The sequence below is a fragment of the Alicyclobacillus sp. TC genome (genome assembly GCF_016804365.1).
Lineage (GTDB): Bacteria > Bacillota > Bacilli > Alicyclobacillales > Alicyclobacillaceae > Alicyclobacillus_I > Alicyclobacillus_I tolerans.
On sequence record NZ_CP044434.1, the window covers coordinates 1365241 to 1380320 of the forward strand.

The window sequence follows — 15080 nt, forward strand, 5'->3', positions numbered from 1 at the left end:
CCCATACTGTCCATAAGCTGAATGTTATGCAAATAGGTATAAGCCTCTCGGCATCGTCCATAATGGATACTATATTCTGGCAAACCATGTATCCCTATACAAGTACAAAACAAAAACATGACCGAGAATCATACAAGCCCCAAAGGAGGAGTCGATGTGCGATTGGCAGACTGCCTGGTCCAAGCGGACATCCATACACTGCAGGCTATTGCTCGCCATTATCAATTCTCTTGCGCACTCTATTCCAAAAACGAGATGATCCAAGAAATTTTGCACCATTTTCGCATAAACCCACAATTTCAACTCGAGCAAACTGCTCAAGAATATTTGCAAAATCCAATTTACGCAAGATTAGCACTTCACAAAACAGGTTTTTTTGCTAAAGAAGAAATCCAAGCTATGTTCCAATCTAATCCAACAGATTCGCTGGATCTGCAAGAAGCAATTTCCAGAGGTTGGTTGATTCCTATCAGAAAGTATAACGGTGACACCATCTATGTCTTGCCAGATGAGCTTCGTGAGCATTTACTCTATAGCGTGATCGACCAAATGCGTGAGAAATTGGTTTTTCATGAAGACGATGAAAATATCTCTTTGGACAAAACATCAGTTCTGAGTGATTTGCATACATTTTTGCAATACACAGAGAGACACCAGGTACAACTCACTGTCAACGGTTCAATTTACAAACGGCAGTTAACACAAATACTCGAATTGATGTCAACTCCTGAAGAAATACCGGTCGAGAGCTGGCGCTTTGGTTATGGAAGAAGATTTCATGACTATCCAGATCGTTTTGCTTTACTTTATGATTTCAGCTACTTTACTGGACTGTTAGAAGAGCAAGAAGTTGGGCAACTCATTATAAATTCCAGCCATCCTTGGTTACAAAAGGGTAACTACGAACAGTTACAGTCGCTATTTGAATTTTATATTCGATCTTATCGTCGACCTTTGCCGCGCCTACCTCTGATTTTATCTTTACTTATACATTTGTCCGAAAGCTGGGTTCGGGAAGACACTGTATATGAGGTTATTCAACACTTTTTATCTGATTTTTATTTTGATTCCAAAGAACAGGTGTGGAAACAAAGAATTTTACAAATGCTTCATTATCTTGGAATTGTGCATCTTCATCAAGAAACTTTTTCAGATTCTATACACAACTGGTTTCAAATGAGCAAACTCGGTCTACAATTATTGCTAGGAGATATTAAGTTAAGTGAAGAGAAAATTCGTCCAAACGCGACACTCCATGTACACCCGAACTTTGAAATTGTGATAAGCTCTCCGACTCATCCCTTTTTTGTAGAATTGGGACGCTTTGCAGAAATGATGGAGAGTACGGAAAGTTATCTCCGTTTCAGAATTACCGAGCAACGTGTTCAGGATGGACTTGCGGCAGGTTACTCGCTCTCTGATTGGCTCGAACGCTTGTCTAAGCAAACGGCACTAGCCATTCCAGGCAATGTCGAGCGGACTTTGCAAAAGTGGAGTAACAGGGGTATACAAAAGGAGGTGAAAAGCCTCATCGAGGATTAAAGAAAGAAACCTTTTTGAACGTACACAATTTTGCGAAAAATAGGCGAGTTCTGTGAGGTTTAGCAGGAAAACCAGAAGAACCTCTCGAATAAAATATACAAAGAATTCTTACTACTGCAGAGTCGCATCTCACCAGACCGCTTTCGGATACGCCGCTTTACAAGGAGGAGTCGGCTATGGCCACAACCGTTACAATCGCCGAGAAGAAACATTTTCTCCGTTGGTTTCTCGCGAATTACCAGCTGCAAAGCCGTGAAGCCGAGATGCTGGTCCGGTATATGATGACACGCGAGAACGTATTGCGCCGAGTTCATTTTGTGGATAATTTTCGGCATCTGCCAAGAGTCATGGTCATTTCGACCACATGTGTGCAGGTTGCGCCGTTCCGCTATTATCGCCGCAATAAGCCCGTCAGTACAGATGTTGAACAAGCATTTTTAGACTTGTATCAACATCCAGACGAGGATGTGTATGTAGGATTCTTTTTTAAAGAACGCGCAACCAGTGCTGAATACGCCGCTGTTTTAGAAGAAACAGCGTCTCATGAACTTGAACCTGCAGTAAAAGAATTAATTTCTCTGCAGGCTGAATGGATTATTGATGTATCTCTTCGCAATTACCAGCGGGAACTGCTCATGCAAGCAGTTGACAGAGCACTTGATGGCGGAGACAAACAGGCTTTTATTGAAGCAAGCCGAGCATTGATTGAATTTGATCATATGCAGCCACTCGCTTCAACCAATTGATAAATCTGACGTAATCATCTTCATCCAGACACCACCTTATACCTCAGCCAACGGGGAAAGGTGGTGTCTTCTTGATACGGTGAAGCAGTTATTGCTTGCTCATCAAGGGCTAGGCTGTTGCTGCTCTGCAGGCTGGACAGCGTTTTCGTTGGAATCAAACGTGAACCCTTCACCGAGAACTTCATGAACATCATTGACAATGACAAACGCTGTCGGATCGAGCTTGGCCACAATCTGTTGCACGCGTATCACTTCTTCTCTCGATACAACAACATAGACAACAGGACGCTGTTGACCAGTATATCCGCCTTGACCACTTAAAATGGTAGTGCCTCGGCTCAAGCTATTGTGAATTTCCTGAACAATTTGCTGATACGATCCTGAGATGATATACAACGCTTTGCTTCGTGACATTCCTTCAATGACAAAATCAATCACTCGACTGGAGACAAATAACGCAACGAGCGAATACATGGCCGTCTCATATCCAATCATCAATGCCACCAGACCGATTACAATGACATCAATAATAAAAAGTAATCGTCCCATGGCAATGCCTCGCGCTTGACGTATCAATCGGGCAATAATATCGGCACCGCCAGTCGTTCCGCCAGCTCGAAAAATCAACCCTAGTCCAAGACCTGTAATGACACCGGCATAAAGTGCCGCTAGCAGTTTATCATGTGCATCAACCTGCCAATGAACCGTCAGCCAACTGAATAAAGATACAGAAAGAACACCCAATGTTGTTTTAATAACAAACTGATGGCCAAATTTTCTCCACGCAATCCAGAGTAACGGTAAATTCATGATTAAAAATGAAACACCAATAGCAATATGCAATCGATAAAGAAGCAGGACTGAAATACCGACAAAACCACCTTCCGCCAGGTGGTTTGCAACTAAAAACGCATTTAGTCCTATAGAATAAATCAATCCACCCAAAATAATGATGAAATACTCTCTTAGTACATTCCACATCAGCATGCCACTCACTTTCGCGGACCAGACTGCTGTTTGCGTTGTACGGTTAAGGTATCTGAACGCAAACGAGCCCTTTTTCCATGGTGAGGCAGATGTCCAAAAACTCTGCCGCTCTTTAGTATGGCTTAAATTTGTTCACGATGGAATGGGGCGTGGTAGGTACGCAAAAGTGCAACTAAAAAAAGTAACGATAAACAGCCGAATGCTGTATAGCCATATTGGACAATCGACTTAAATCCTACAGCCGATAAAAGACCAGCTAGGAAGAGAATGAGCGGTAACAACCAACGTCTTTGCTTACCTTGATCTGGTGACAAAAAGGCAAGCGCGTAAACATTGCTGACAATAGTGGAAAAAATTTCAGCCCAGAGTACCAAGGGAAAAATCCATTCCAACCAAGCTCCCGCGTGTGCCGCAACATAGGCCATAGGCAATGCGTAATTACGCGCCTCTTGTCCGTAACAAAGCAAGATAAACGTTACCGTCAACAACATCATTCCAAGTGCCAAAGATCCCAGTAGAGAGCCTAGTTTTAATTCCTTTTGATGATGGGCAGTCGCCCCAAGTGGAATAAGCACTCCGGCAGACAATCCTACATTTAATCCTATGTAAAATAGAACCGACAAAACTGCATGCAGAAAACCTGGATTTGTGTTACTGATTATCCATTGGGAATGAACGGGCCATTTATGTTGAAGAAATGTCTGCCAGCCAACGTAAATCACAAAACTGACCATGAGTGGAACAATAATCACATTGGCACGCATTAAGCCATGAATGCCATGACGCACGGTAAACCAAGAGAGCAAGGCTGTCAAAAAAACGCCTAAAAAGTACGGGGCATGCAACCTCTCCCGAAACAATTCACCAGCTCCGGCCAACATGGCGACTGTCAATCCAAACATCATCATCACATAAAGAATGTCAATCAGCCATGCACCACGTTTGCCAAACATAACTTTGGTAGCGTCACGAAATGTATGGGCTCGGAGAATACGACCTAGTCTGAGCATTCGATAGCCGAAAAAAATAAAAAGCAGCGTAGTCAATAAAACCATGGAAAATGCAGGAATACCAAAGCGAACAAAAAACTGATCCACCTCTCGGCCAGAGGCAAATCCTGCTCCTACCACTGTTCCGATATATACACATGCAATTTGTACACTGCGCCAGATGGAGCCATCTTGCATGCCGATGTCCCTCCCTTCTTTACTATCCTATTGAAGATATTGGACACCCATTCCACCACAATCCAGCTTGATGAAAAGAAATACTCTGCATAAATTTGCTCATTTTTTAGAATGATTGATTTCAGAATACATAGACAATTTTTTGAGAAAATAGCAATTGCTATAATGACCGTGGAGGTGGATGTCATAAACTTATCCTTCATTACGAGTCACGATGAAGAAAAGCATGCGTGGCTGGTCAAACTCTGTTTATACCAAGTTAACCATGTTAAATTCAGTTATCATGAAAAATCGGAGTTCACTTCATTCTAAGTTTCATGAAGAAGGGGATTGCAAAATGGAAAAAACACCTATAACAGTAGCTTATGGCGACGGAATTGGTCCGGAAATCATGACAGCAACATTACGTATCATACAAGCAGCAGGTGCCCAATTGGACATAGAGACGGTCGAAATTGGTGAAAAAGTTTACAAACGCGGCGTAGACTCCGGCATGGATCCAGGAGCTTGGGAAAGCATTCGCAAAACTCGAGTTTTTCTAAAGTCTCCGATTACCACTCCACAAGGTGGGGGATACAAAAGTCTTAACGTAACCATGCGCAAGGCTCTAAACTTATACGCTAACGTTCGTCCTACCATCGCTTATTCCCCATATGTAGAAACCAAACATCCCTCTATGGATTTGGTCATTATCCGAGAAAACGAAGAGGATTTGTATGCAGGCATTGAACACCGACAGACTCATCAGGTTTACCAATGCCTCAAACTCATTACACAACCAGGTTCGGAACGTGTCATTCGCTATGCATTTGAATATGCTAGAGTCAATCATCGCAAAAAGGTTACTTGCTTTGTGAAAGACAACATTATGAAACTGACAGACGGATTATTTCATAAAGTTTTTGATCAGGTTGCATCTGAATACCCAGATTTGGAACATGAAACGCTTATTGTTGACATTGGGGCAGCACGGTTGGCAAATACACCAGAAAAATTTGATGTGATTGTTATGCCAAATCTCTATGGTGATATTTTGTCTGATGTAACAGCAGAAATATCCGGATCTGTCGGTTTGGCCCCATCGGCCAACATTGGCGATGGTTTTGCCATGTTTGAAGCTATTCATGGTTCTGCACCAGATATTGCTGGACAGAATATTGCTAATCCGTCTGGCTTGTTGCTTGCAGCCGTGATGATGCTCGTTCACATTGGTCAGTCAAAAGTGGCAGAGCGCGTTCATCAAGCGTGGTTGCGAACAATTGAAGACGGTATACATACTCGGGACATCTATCGAGAAGAAATAAGCCGTCAACAAGTAGGCACAGACGAGTTTGCGGATGCCGTGATTGCTCGATTAGGACAGCATCCTCAAGTATTAAAACCCGTCTCCTATCGAGAAGATATTGTCATGGCTCGTCGCCATATCAAGCCTGTTGAAAATACGCTCAAACAATTGGTGGGTGTAGACATATTTCTTGATTGGCAGTCAGGAAGTGCTAACGATTTGGGCAGCCAGTTAAGCACCATTTCTGTAGGTGAACTCAAGCTTGAAGTGATCACCAATCGCGGTATCAAAGTGTGGCCAAACGGGTTGCCGGAGACGTTCTGCACCGACCACTGGCGGTGTCGATTCCGCAAAACAGATGGAAGCCATGTAACCGCTGATGAGGTGATTTTGATACAAAAGAATATTCTTAATGCTGGATTTGACATTATTAAAACAGAAAATCTCTACACATTTGATGGTGTACCCGGATTTTCTGCAGTACACGGTTAATTCATCAAAAAAGAACGTTTTCAAAATTGGCTGTGAAGCCCTATTGTGAATGACTTAGTGCACAAACCAAACTGCCTTCCTCGCACTACAAAGTGCCGAAGGCAGTTTTTAATTTTCAGAATACCAGACAACGGCTTTAAACAAACATAGGCTCCATTCAAAAGCAAAAAATTGGATTTCCTGGATGACCACAAAATTACGAGTTGAAACATGAAGCAAGCCCGGTATCTCACAGCGCTTGTCTCATATATATGAATTGAATTCTGATAGCTTGTCTGTGAAAGGGAGGTGATAGACGTGCTGTTCACTATGCTATGGTCCTCACTTCCCGTTTCATCAGGCATCCCTTAAAGGAGGTGCGCGATGAACGCGCTACAAGCAATGATTATGGGTATTGTGCAGGGAATCACGGAGTTCTTGCCTATTTCTTCATCAGGTCATCTCGTCATGCTCGCAAAAATCTGGCATTTGAATCCAGAGGCTTCCGGAACTCTATTTGTCCTTTTTTTACATCTTGGTTCCCTTATTGCCGTCATGTATGCTTTGCGTAAGGAACTGATGTGGTGGTATCGACATCCTAAGTCCCGCTTGACGTGGATGATTGGCGTCGCGCTTTTGCCAACAGCCGTGATTGGCGTTCTGTTTGAAGAATGGTTTGAACATCTTTTTTCTACAGGGGCTACAGTAGGTTTAGAATTTGTCATTACCGGATGCATACTTTGGTGGATGGACAGTCGTACTGACGGAATGAAAACAGAAGAAACGATGCATGTCAAAGACAGTTTATGGATAGGTGCATTACAAGGCGCAGCCATCTTACCCGCTTTATCACGTTCTGGGCTTACCATAGCCGGAGGACTTTGGAGAGGAATGGAACGCCGAGCAGCTGCTCGTTTTTCTTTTTTGCTCAGCATTCCAGCTATTTTAGGAGGCATCTTAGTAGAATTGGACGATCTCTTTGAAGATCCGGTTGCTGCTCATCACTTGCCTTGGATGCCTATACTGGTAGGTACGATTTCCGCAGCCGTTGCTGGATATATTGGCGTTCGTTTCACCTTTTGGCTGCTTGAAAAGTGTCGCATGCGGATTTTTGCAGTCTATACTTTTGTACTGGCTGCCTTTATTCTATCCGACCAGGTCTTTTTTCACCGATTTTTTCCGCCGCTTTTTATTCTCCACTAAAAAGAATTTTCGCAATCCAACACATTCTTGGTATCAAAAAACCTCCAAATCCACACATTGTGGAGATGGAGGTCTTTTAATGCTTCTTTATCCATAGCTATCAACCATTGATTTGACGCCGCTGCCAACCGAGGAATGCAAATGCTGCAAAAAGCATGATCACCAGTGATAAAACCCAGATATGCAAATTTTGCCATGCCAGAGACCAATAGGGCATAGTGCTGGATTTGCTGGTTGTTGAATGAGTCCACATAGCAAAAGCTGGTGAAATATTAGCTATTGCTGGACCAACTTCCTTCGCAAGACCTGCTTTAAAGAGAATAACAGTAATCAATGCTGCCAGAACAGCATGCAACAGACGAGCCAAAAAATAAGGTTTCATGCGGATATCCGTTTGTGTCAGAACACTGGCAACCTGGGCATGAACTGCTAGACCGCTCCAAGCAATAATACCACTGATAACGGCTAATTTTTGAATCATAGGGGCCGCCACGGCTGCAGCTTGAGCCGATCCGATATCTAGCTCCAACACACCGGCAAGCATTGGATGTACCAATCCAGTATTCAGTCCGAAGAAATGAAATACATACATCAAAGGCCAGCCAATGAGCGTCATCAATCCAGACAGATGCAAGATTTCAATAAGTACTGCAAAAAAAACAATAAATCCACAAATCATAAGAAGGGTTTGAATGGATTCAGTAACAGAATTGCCCAGTAGTTTCCCAAAAGGCCGACCATCTTCTTCGTGAGCCTCCAACATCGCTTGATAAGCTCTTTTGAGAATAAAGGGACGAGGGCTTGATGGATTCGTTTGCTGTTCAGTATGGACGCTTACAGATGCCTGTTGTTTGTTGAGTCTTTCTTCCTTACGTCCCCAGAATTTAAAGAAAACACCTACCAAAAAGGAAGAAATGTAGTGTGCCAGAGCAATAAGTCCGCCGAGTGCAGGGGATTTGAGCATGCCCACAGCAACTGCCCCAAACATGAAAAGCGGATCGGCCGTATTCGTAAAAGCCAGTAAACGTTCTCCCTCTATACGCGAACACTGACCTGTTTCTCGAAAACGGGCTGTAATGACTGCATCCATGGGATACCCAGCAGCAAGCCCCATGGAAAGTGCAAAAGCACCTACCCCTGGAACACTAAAGAGTGGACGCATCAGAGGTTCTAATAAAACACCAAATCCTCGTACAACACCAAGACCTAGCAATAATTCTGACAAAATAAAAAACGGCAAGAGTGAGGGAAATACCACATCCCAAAATACTTTCAGTCCTGACATACCTGCTTCAAATCCCTGTTTGGGATACACGCACAATGCAATGGTAAAAATGATGGCCATGGCAGCCAAAAGCAATGTCGACCCCCTGCCTCTGCTTACCCTGCTCAAAACAACCAACTCCTTCGATTATGGCGCTCTCTTTGTCCACAGTTATCCGTTAAATCTTATGAGGCAAGTCCGCAAATATGTGAAAGTTACTTTTTTGCCAGCTGATAAGAAGAACCAGTATAATTTCTCAATGGGGCCTCGAGATTCATACTAGCTCGTCAGTTCATTCGATGATCCTAAAAGGAGAAGGTCATACAATGGAACTTGCCGCTGTTGCCAAACGAGTAGACGACTATATTTCTCAATTCAAGGAAGGTTATTTTCAGCCGATGACGTTGGTTGTCAGGTTGACGGAAGAATTGGGGGAACTTGCTCGCGAGATAAACCATGTCTATGGAGAGAAACCCAAAAAATCGAGTGAACCTGAAGGTAGTATTGCTTTAGAGATAGGGGATATATTGTTTGTCTTAACTTGTCTCGCTAATCGACTGAATATCTCGCTGGAAGAGGCTTTTGTCGCCGTCATGGAGAAATTTGAAACTCGCGATGCCAATCGTTGGACGCGCAAAAATGGGAAAGAGGCATAGGGATAGACGTACAAGCGATGTTCATTTCCGTCGGCATATGTTGCTGGTGGAGGGGAGTCGCTGTGAACGGCGAGGACTATTTGCAAGAAGGATACGCCTATCTCTATGAACAAAATTTTTATCGGGCGGAACAATCTTTTCTTCAGGCAATTCTTTGCGATCCTAGTAATCCAGAATATTATTTTCACGCTTCTGTGACTATGCATCGCAATCAGGCCTATCAAAAGGCGTTGCAACTCGCGCAGATAAGCGTGGAATTAGCGCCGGATTGTGAATTGTATGCACAAAATCTGCAAGAAATTGTCGCATCCATTCTTGTACAAAATGCCTATCGGGCGCTTTCAAATGGAAACAAGCTACAAGCGGCAAAAGATTTTGCCGAAGCTTGTCTTCGCGATCCGTTTAATGTAGAAGCATTTCATGGCTATGAGTATTTGCAACATCTTTTACGCAGGGAGTCGTAGAACTAGACTTCCTGTGCTGGACAAGCTAAGAAAAGAGGAAAGGAGTTCTGATGGATGACAAAACCCATTCGTGTAGTGGTTGCGGGCGCTGCAGGAAAAATGGGACAAGCTGCCTTAACCGCTATTCAATCTGATGAGCGATTGCAATTGGTTGGTTGTCTCGTTCGACATACTCCTAAGAATTTGCCAATAGAAAAAGGTCGAGAAGTGGTAGTGGAGAGTCAGGTCCAATCGCTCTTAAAACAGACAGAGCCTGATGTATGGCTCGATTTGACAGACGCTGAAAGTGTCAAAAAGCATGTAGATATCGCTATTAGTGAGGGAGTTTCACCTGTTGTCGGAGCTACAGGTTACAATATGGAACAAGTGGAGGCTTGGGATCAAGCATGTCGCGAAAAAGATATTGGCGGTCTGGCTTGCCCGAATTTTTCAGTGGGAGCTTTGCTGATGATGCGATTTGCCAAAGAAGCCGCTCGCTTTTTCCAACATATCGAGATTGTGGAATACCATCATGCTGGTAAAAAAGACGCACCTTCTGGTACTGCGCGCAGAACAGCAGAAATGATTTCAGACGAAGCCCTTCCATCTGAACGGATTGAACCGCCATTACAAAGTCGTGGCATGATGGTCGCTGGTATACCTATACATAGTGTGCGCTTACTGGGCCTTGTCGCTCATCAGGAAGTACTGTGTGGCGGAGTAGGAGAGTTATTAACTATCCGTCACGACTCCCTGTCCAGGGATAGTTTTATGCCAGGTATTCTCGAGGCTTGTGTGGCTGTAAAAGAATTAAAAGGTATGGTTTATGGATTGGAACATGTACTTTTTTGACAGAGAAGCGTTTGAGAGAGTATGGCTCTACGACATTCACACAGAAAGGAGGCCACAGCCATGCGCATTGGTATCAGTTGTTATGCTACAGTTGGCGGGTCAGGAGCCGTGGCTACAGAACTGGGCAAAGCATTAGCCACCAGAGGCCATGAAGTTCATTTTATCGTATCTGACGTTCCTTTTCGTTTGGGTGAATTTCGTAACAACCTATATATTCACGAAGTAGAAACTGTATCGTACCCGGTTTTGCGGACACCTCCATATGATTTCTCATTGGCTGCCAAGATGGCCGATGTTGTTGCCGAATACCATCTCGATATTTTACACGCTCATTACGCCTTGCCTTTTGCTGTCTGCGCTTTTCTTGCCAAAGAGATGCTTGGAGAGAATAAAGTGCGCACAGTAACCACGCTCCATGGAACAGACGTGACCGTTCTCGCGCAAGATCGCAGTCTCAAAAATGTCATGCGTCTTGGTATTGAGCGCAGCGATGCTGTAACCGCCGTCTCTCACAGTTTAATTGAGGAAACGCGTAGTCTGTTTGGCACGGAAAAGGAAATCGAATGTATATATAATTTTGTCGATCCGGATATCTTCCGTCCGCAAAGTGAACGACAAACGCGCGCCTGTCTCGCCAGACCTGGAGAGCGTGTGCTCATGCACGTTTCTAACTTTCGTAAAATTAAGCGAGTACCGGATGTCATTCTCGTCTTTCAAAAGGTTCTTCAACAAGTCGATAGTCGACTTATTTTAGTTGGTGAAGGGCCAGAACTTACAGCAGCAAGAGATTTGGTTCGTCAACTTGGTCTACAGGAAAAAGTCAACTTTCTGGGCAAACAAGATGAAGTAGCCTCGCTTTTTGCTGCAGCTGACGTATTCCTGTTGCCATCAGAAAAAGAGAGTTTCGGACTGGTTGCTCTGGAGAGTATGGCTTGCGGAGTTCCGGTCGTCGGTTCCATCGCAGGGGGCATTCCTGAAGTGGTGAAACCCAATGAAACTGGATTTTTGTTTCCCATTGGCGATGTCGATGGAATGGCTAATGCTGTCTTGCGCCTCTTTTCAGACGAAAATTTATATCATCGGTTATCCGTTGGTGCCAGAAAAACTGCCGAAACACAGTTCAATGTTGCAGAGCAAGTAGCTCATTATGAACGAATTTACCAACGACTCATTGAGGATGCAAGCCGGTGATTGACGTTCATTCTTTTGTACCGCCATCGATTCTTTCCATTCTTAAACGTATAGAAGATGCTGGATACGAGGCAGTCATTGTTGGCGGTGCTATTCGCGATTATTTATTTGGCCGGAATATCAATGATTGGGACGTGGCAACTTCCGCACGTCCCGAACAAGTGCAGAAAATTTTTTCACATACAATTCCTACCGGATTGCGTCATGGAACCATTACAGTAATTGAAGCAGGTGAAATTTGCGAGGTTACGTCCTATCGGAAAGAAAAGCATTATAACAATGGAAGACATCCTGAACTAGTGGAATATACAAAATCGCTTTATGAAGACTTAAGCCGACGGGATTATACAATAAACTCCATTGCTTTATATCGCAACGGAAGGTTGTTTGACCCGTTCGATGGTAGAATAGACATTCAAAATAAGATCCTTCGTACGGTAGGCAATCCGCAACAACGTTTAGCAGAAGACGCCTTGCGTCATCTGCGAGCTTTTCGTCTAGCGGCTGATTATGACTTGGAAATAGAATCCATGACTTGGCAAGCTATGTGTCAAAACGCCCACATGACCTCGTGCTTATCACGAGAGCGGATGAACCAAGAGTTATTACGCTTTGCCAAATGTGATTGGACCGCCTGGGCTCCTAAGCTTGGTGCTGGACTCTGGTTACGTCATCCACTTTATCCAGGTTTGTCTATACTAGCAGATGGCATGATAGCAACAAGAGAGCATGATGAGCACAATTGGCTGCAAGTATTACAGTCTTTTACTGCAAAAGAATGTCAAGAAATTGCGATTGGACTTTGGCTCCTACGTGCTTATTCTGCAACGAAAACCAAACCAAGTTTGGAATCATTGCAAAATTTGCAAAGAAGCCTTGGAAAATCTAAACATTGGTTGACAAGTTGGATGGAACGATTGGAGTTATTGAAAGAACTGCTTCCGCTCTCCGTTGATCTCTTTATTCCTTTATTGGCTAAAAAACTGATCATCAAAGAAAAAAGCCATAAGGATGCCCATATGTTGCTAGCCCTTCTGGCTATGCAAAAAGACTTGCCGGTTCATCCATTATTCAAAAAATATCAAACCCATCTAAAGACGCTTCCCATAGAGCATATTCGAGATTTGGCTGTTCGAGGCAGCGACATAGCCTTACATCTAGCTCTATCAGGCCCACTTATTGGACAAGCTTTATTTATGGCTCAAAATGCTGTCATAGAAGGCCGTGTTGACAATAAAAAACCGATAATTCTTGATTGGCTTAAAAAGCAGATGGAGGAAAACAATGACTTGGAGAAGTGATACTGAGAATATCCGCCTACATTTAGCCGAACTGTTTATTGAGCATCTAGGAGAACCCCTTTCTGGAGAACAACTCTCGCGAGAGATCGGTATCTCACGTACCGCTATATGGAAACACATGGAATATTTAACGGAAATAGGATTTCAATTTGATGCTGCTCCAAGACGTGGGTATACATTGAAAGAAATACCTGACTGTCCTTTGCAGCCTGTCGTCGTTCGCTATTTAAAAAATTCTACGACCTTAGGCCGTCAAGTGACGCACAGAAGCCGAGTCCATTCCACCAACACAATCGCTTCAGAATTACTAAGCCAAGGAGCTCCCCATGGTACTGCAGTTACTGCTGACGAACAAAGCGGTGGCCGGGGGAGAAGAGGAAGGTCCTGGATTTCTCCATTTGGCGGCCTCTGGATGTCACTTCTTTTAACGCGACCTTTGCCACTGCATAGAGCAGGCGAAATTACACTATTAGCAGGAGTTGCTACTGCGAGAGCGCTTGAACATACTTTTGGTTTACCGGCACGTATCAAATGGCCCAATGACATTCTGCTCCATCAGAAAAAAATTTGCGGTATCTTGGCTGAAATTCGAGCTGACGGAGAAAATGTGCATTCGGTTATTCTTGGTATAGGCATGAACGTCAATCTCACTGAAAATGATATTTTGCCAGAACTGAGAAACAAAGCATCATCCTTACAGATGGAAACTGGTCAACGTTTTTCACGGGCTGAAGTGATGGGGGCCATTCTGAACGAATTCAATCCAATGTATACTGAACTGGTGGAAAATGGAGGTGGTTTTGCCAAAGTTCAAGAAGAATGGTTAAGCCTTTGTGCACATCTGGGAGATTGGATTGAAGTGCAGCTGGGTACAGAACGCAAGCGCGGATTGTGTCTATCGATAGACAGAAATGGTGTTCTGTTGATGAAAATGGACAACGGTCAAGAAATTCGAGTTCCATCTGGAGAAATTGTTGCTTCAGAAACCATTTGTTACTAAGTCACAACCTCTGATGAGCCTTTTTGCCGCTCCCTATGCTATCTTACTGCATGGATTGCCTGCACTTGCCGGGCATAGGGAGAACGCTGTCGCACCATCCTGTGTTTAAACAAGAACGACGGAGGTGAGGAGCGTGTCACATCCAAGTTCTTCTTCAAAAAAGCTCTTTAGGACAGGCAAACAGCAAGTATACAGTAAACGCTTGTCTGAATTCGCGCAAACTCAATCCATATCCATTCAACATCCACAATTAACTAATCCTACTCATGATTTACTGCAAAAAGCTTGCGCTTATTATGAGTTACAACTCTATACATCGGCCAAGGAAATTTTTCAAAAAATCACGAACATCTATCCTCACCCTGACATCTATTGTCTATTGACATCTTGCTGTATTTATCTAAATGATTTGGACGAAGCGCAAATCTATTTAGAAGAAATAATTTCCTTTTCCAACCCAAAATATCGAGCTTCCATTTGGCAATTATCAGCAGAATTAGCTCTTCAACAAAATCATTACTTAGCTGCGATTGTGGCTTTGCGACAATATCTTAAATATAAACCTATGGATGGGGGAGTCTGGAAAGTATTAGGGCTCTGTTTGCTAACGGAAAAAAAATATCGCGAAGCACTGTTTGTGTTTTTCCGCTATGCTAGGCTCACGCCACCTGATGCTGATACACTATTACTCCTTGCCTATACTTTTTGCAAATGCGGCAATGATATACGAGCAATGGAAATTGTGCGTGCAGCACTTAAGCAATTTCCATACCATGAATATTTAGCTTTATTAGGGAGTTTTTTAGCATTCCGATTACAGCGTCCTTTAGAAGGTTTAAAATATTGCCATAGAGTGCTCTATCTTCAGCCAGAGCATCCAATCGCTCACATGCACGTTTATTTGCACAAATGGTACAATACTCAACATAGCGTCCATTAAGGAGGACAAACT

At 43.5% G+C, this 15080-nt stretch carries 14 protein-coding genes; 11 read left to right on the forward strand and 3 right to left on the reverse strand.

The window, feature by feature from the left end; genetic code table 11:
- Positions 1–156: 156 nt before the first annotated feature.
- A complete protein-coding gene (locus FY534_RS06680; RefSeq protein WP_203115480.1) occupies positions 157–1542 on the forward strand; it encodes a hypothetical protein in 1386 nt (461 codons plus the stop codon).
- Between the two features lie 176 nt (positions 1543–1718).
- Entirely contained in the window at positions 1719–2288 is a 570-nt protein-coding gene (locus FY534_RS06685; protein WP_072873207.1) for a YpiB family protein, read from the forward strand.
- A gap of 102 nt (positions 2289–2390) precedes the next feature.
- Here the strand turns inward: FY534_RS06685 and FY534_RS06690 are convergent, their stop codons facing one another.
- Together FY534_RS06690 and FY534_RS06695 are read right to left on the reverse strand one after the other, a co-directional pair.
- Positions 2391–3269, reverse strand: coding sequence for a YitT family protein (locus FY534_RS06690; protein ID WP_370541552.1), 879 nt, complete (start codon positions 3267–3269; stop codon positions 2391–2393).
- 128 nt (positions 3270–3397) lie between these two features.
- The gene (locus FY534_RS06695) at positions 3398–4462 is read right to left on the reverse strand and encodes a YkvI family membrane protein (RefSeq protein ID WP_203115481.1); all 1065 of its coding nucleotides are present in this window, start codon (positions 4460–4462) and stop codon (positions 3398–3400) included.
- 337 nt (positions 4463–4799) lie between these two features.
- Between FY534_RS06695 and FY534_RS06700 the strand changes: the two genes are divergently transcribed.
- Together FY534_RS06700 and FY534_RS06705 are read left to right on the forward strand one after the other, a co-directional pair.
- On the forward strand, positions 4800–6239 hold the full coding sequence (locus FY534_RS06700) for an NADP-dependent isocitrate dehydrogenase (RefSeq protein WP_072873204.1): 1440 nt from the start codon (positions 4800–4802) through the stop codon (positions 6237–6239).
- A gap of 363 nt (positions 6240–6602) precedes the next feature.
- A complete protein-coding gene (locus tag FY534_RS06705; protein WP_203115482.1) occupies positions 6603–7421 on the forward strand; it encodes an undecaprenyl-diphosphate phosphatase in 819 nt (272 codons plus the stop codon).
- 100 nt (positions 7422–7521) lie between these two features.
- Here FY534_RS06705 and ylbJ read toward each other — a convergent pair whose 3' ends face one another.
- Positions 7522–8814 (reverse strand): sporulation integral membrane protein YlbJ, encoded by a 1293-nt coding sequence (gene ylbJ, locus FY534_RS06710; protein ID WP_370541553.1) that lies wholly within the window; start codon positions 8812–8814, stop codon positions 7522–7524.
- Between the two features lie 197 nt (positions 8815–9011).
- On the opposite strand from ylbJ, the gene FY534_RS06715 reads away from it, so the two are divergent.
- The 7 genes from FY534_RS06715 (at position 9012) to FY534_RS06745 (ending at position 15068) form a co-directional block, all read left to right on the forward strand.
- Positions 9012–9341, forward strand: coding sequence for a nucleotide pyrophosphohydrolase (locus tag FY534_RS06715; RefSeq protein WP_072873202.1), 330 nt, complete (start codon positions 9012–9014; stop codon positions 9339–9341).
- A 62-nt stretch (positions 9342–9403) separates the two neighbouring features.
- Positions 9404–9805 (forward strand): hypothetical protein, encoded by a 402-nt coding sequence (locus FY534_RS06720; RefSeq protein WP_072873201.1) that lies wholly within the window; start codon positions 9404–9406, stop codon positions 9803–9805.
- Positions 9806–9859: 54 nt separating this feature from the next.
- Positions 9860–10636: a 4-hydroxy-tetrahydrodipicolinate reductase gene (gene dapB, locus FY534_RS06725; RefSeq protein WP_203115483.1), complete on the forward strand. Its 777-nt coding sequence runs from the start codon at positions 9860–9862 to the stop codon at positions 10634–10636.
- Positions 10637–10696: 60 nt separating this feature from the next.
- Positions 10697–11827 carry an N-acetyl-alpha-D-glucosaminyl L-malate synthase BshA gene (gene bshA, locus FY534_RS06730; RefSeq protein WP_072873199.1) on the forward strand — a complete coding sequence of 377 codons (1131 nt, stop codon included), beginning with the start codon at positions 10697–10699 and terminating at the stop codon, positions 11825–11827.
- A complete protein-coding gene (locus FY534_RS06735) occupies positions 11824–13128 on the forward strand; it encodes a hypothetical protein (RefSeq protein ID WP_203115484.1) in 1305 nt (434 codons plus the stop codon). The genes bshA and FY534_RS06735 overlap by 4 nt, the downstream gene beginning before the upstream one ends.
- The gene (locus FY534_RS06740) at positions 13112–14128 is read left to right on the forward strand and encodes a biotin--[acetyl-CoA-carboxylase] ligase (RefSeq protein ID WP_165611936.1); all 1017 of its coding nucleotides are present in this window, start codon (positions 13112–13114) and stop codon (positions 14126–14128) included. The genes FY534_RS06735 and FY534_RS06740 overlap by 17 nt, the downstream gene beginning before the upstream one ends.
- Before the next feature lie 133 nt (positions 14129–14261).
- On the forward strand, positions 14262–15068 hold the full coding sequence (locus FY534_RS06745; RefSeq protein WP_072873197.1) for a tetratricopeptide repeat protein: 807 nt from the start codon (positions 14262–14264) through the stop codon (positions 15066–15068).
- Positions 15069–15080 lie beyond the last annotated feature (12 nt).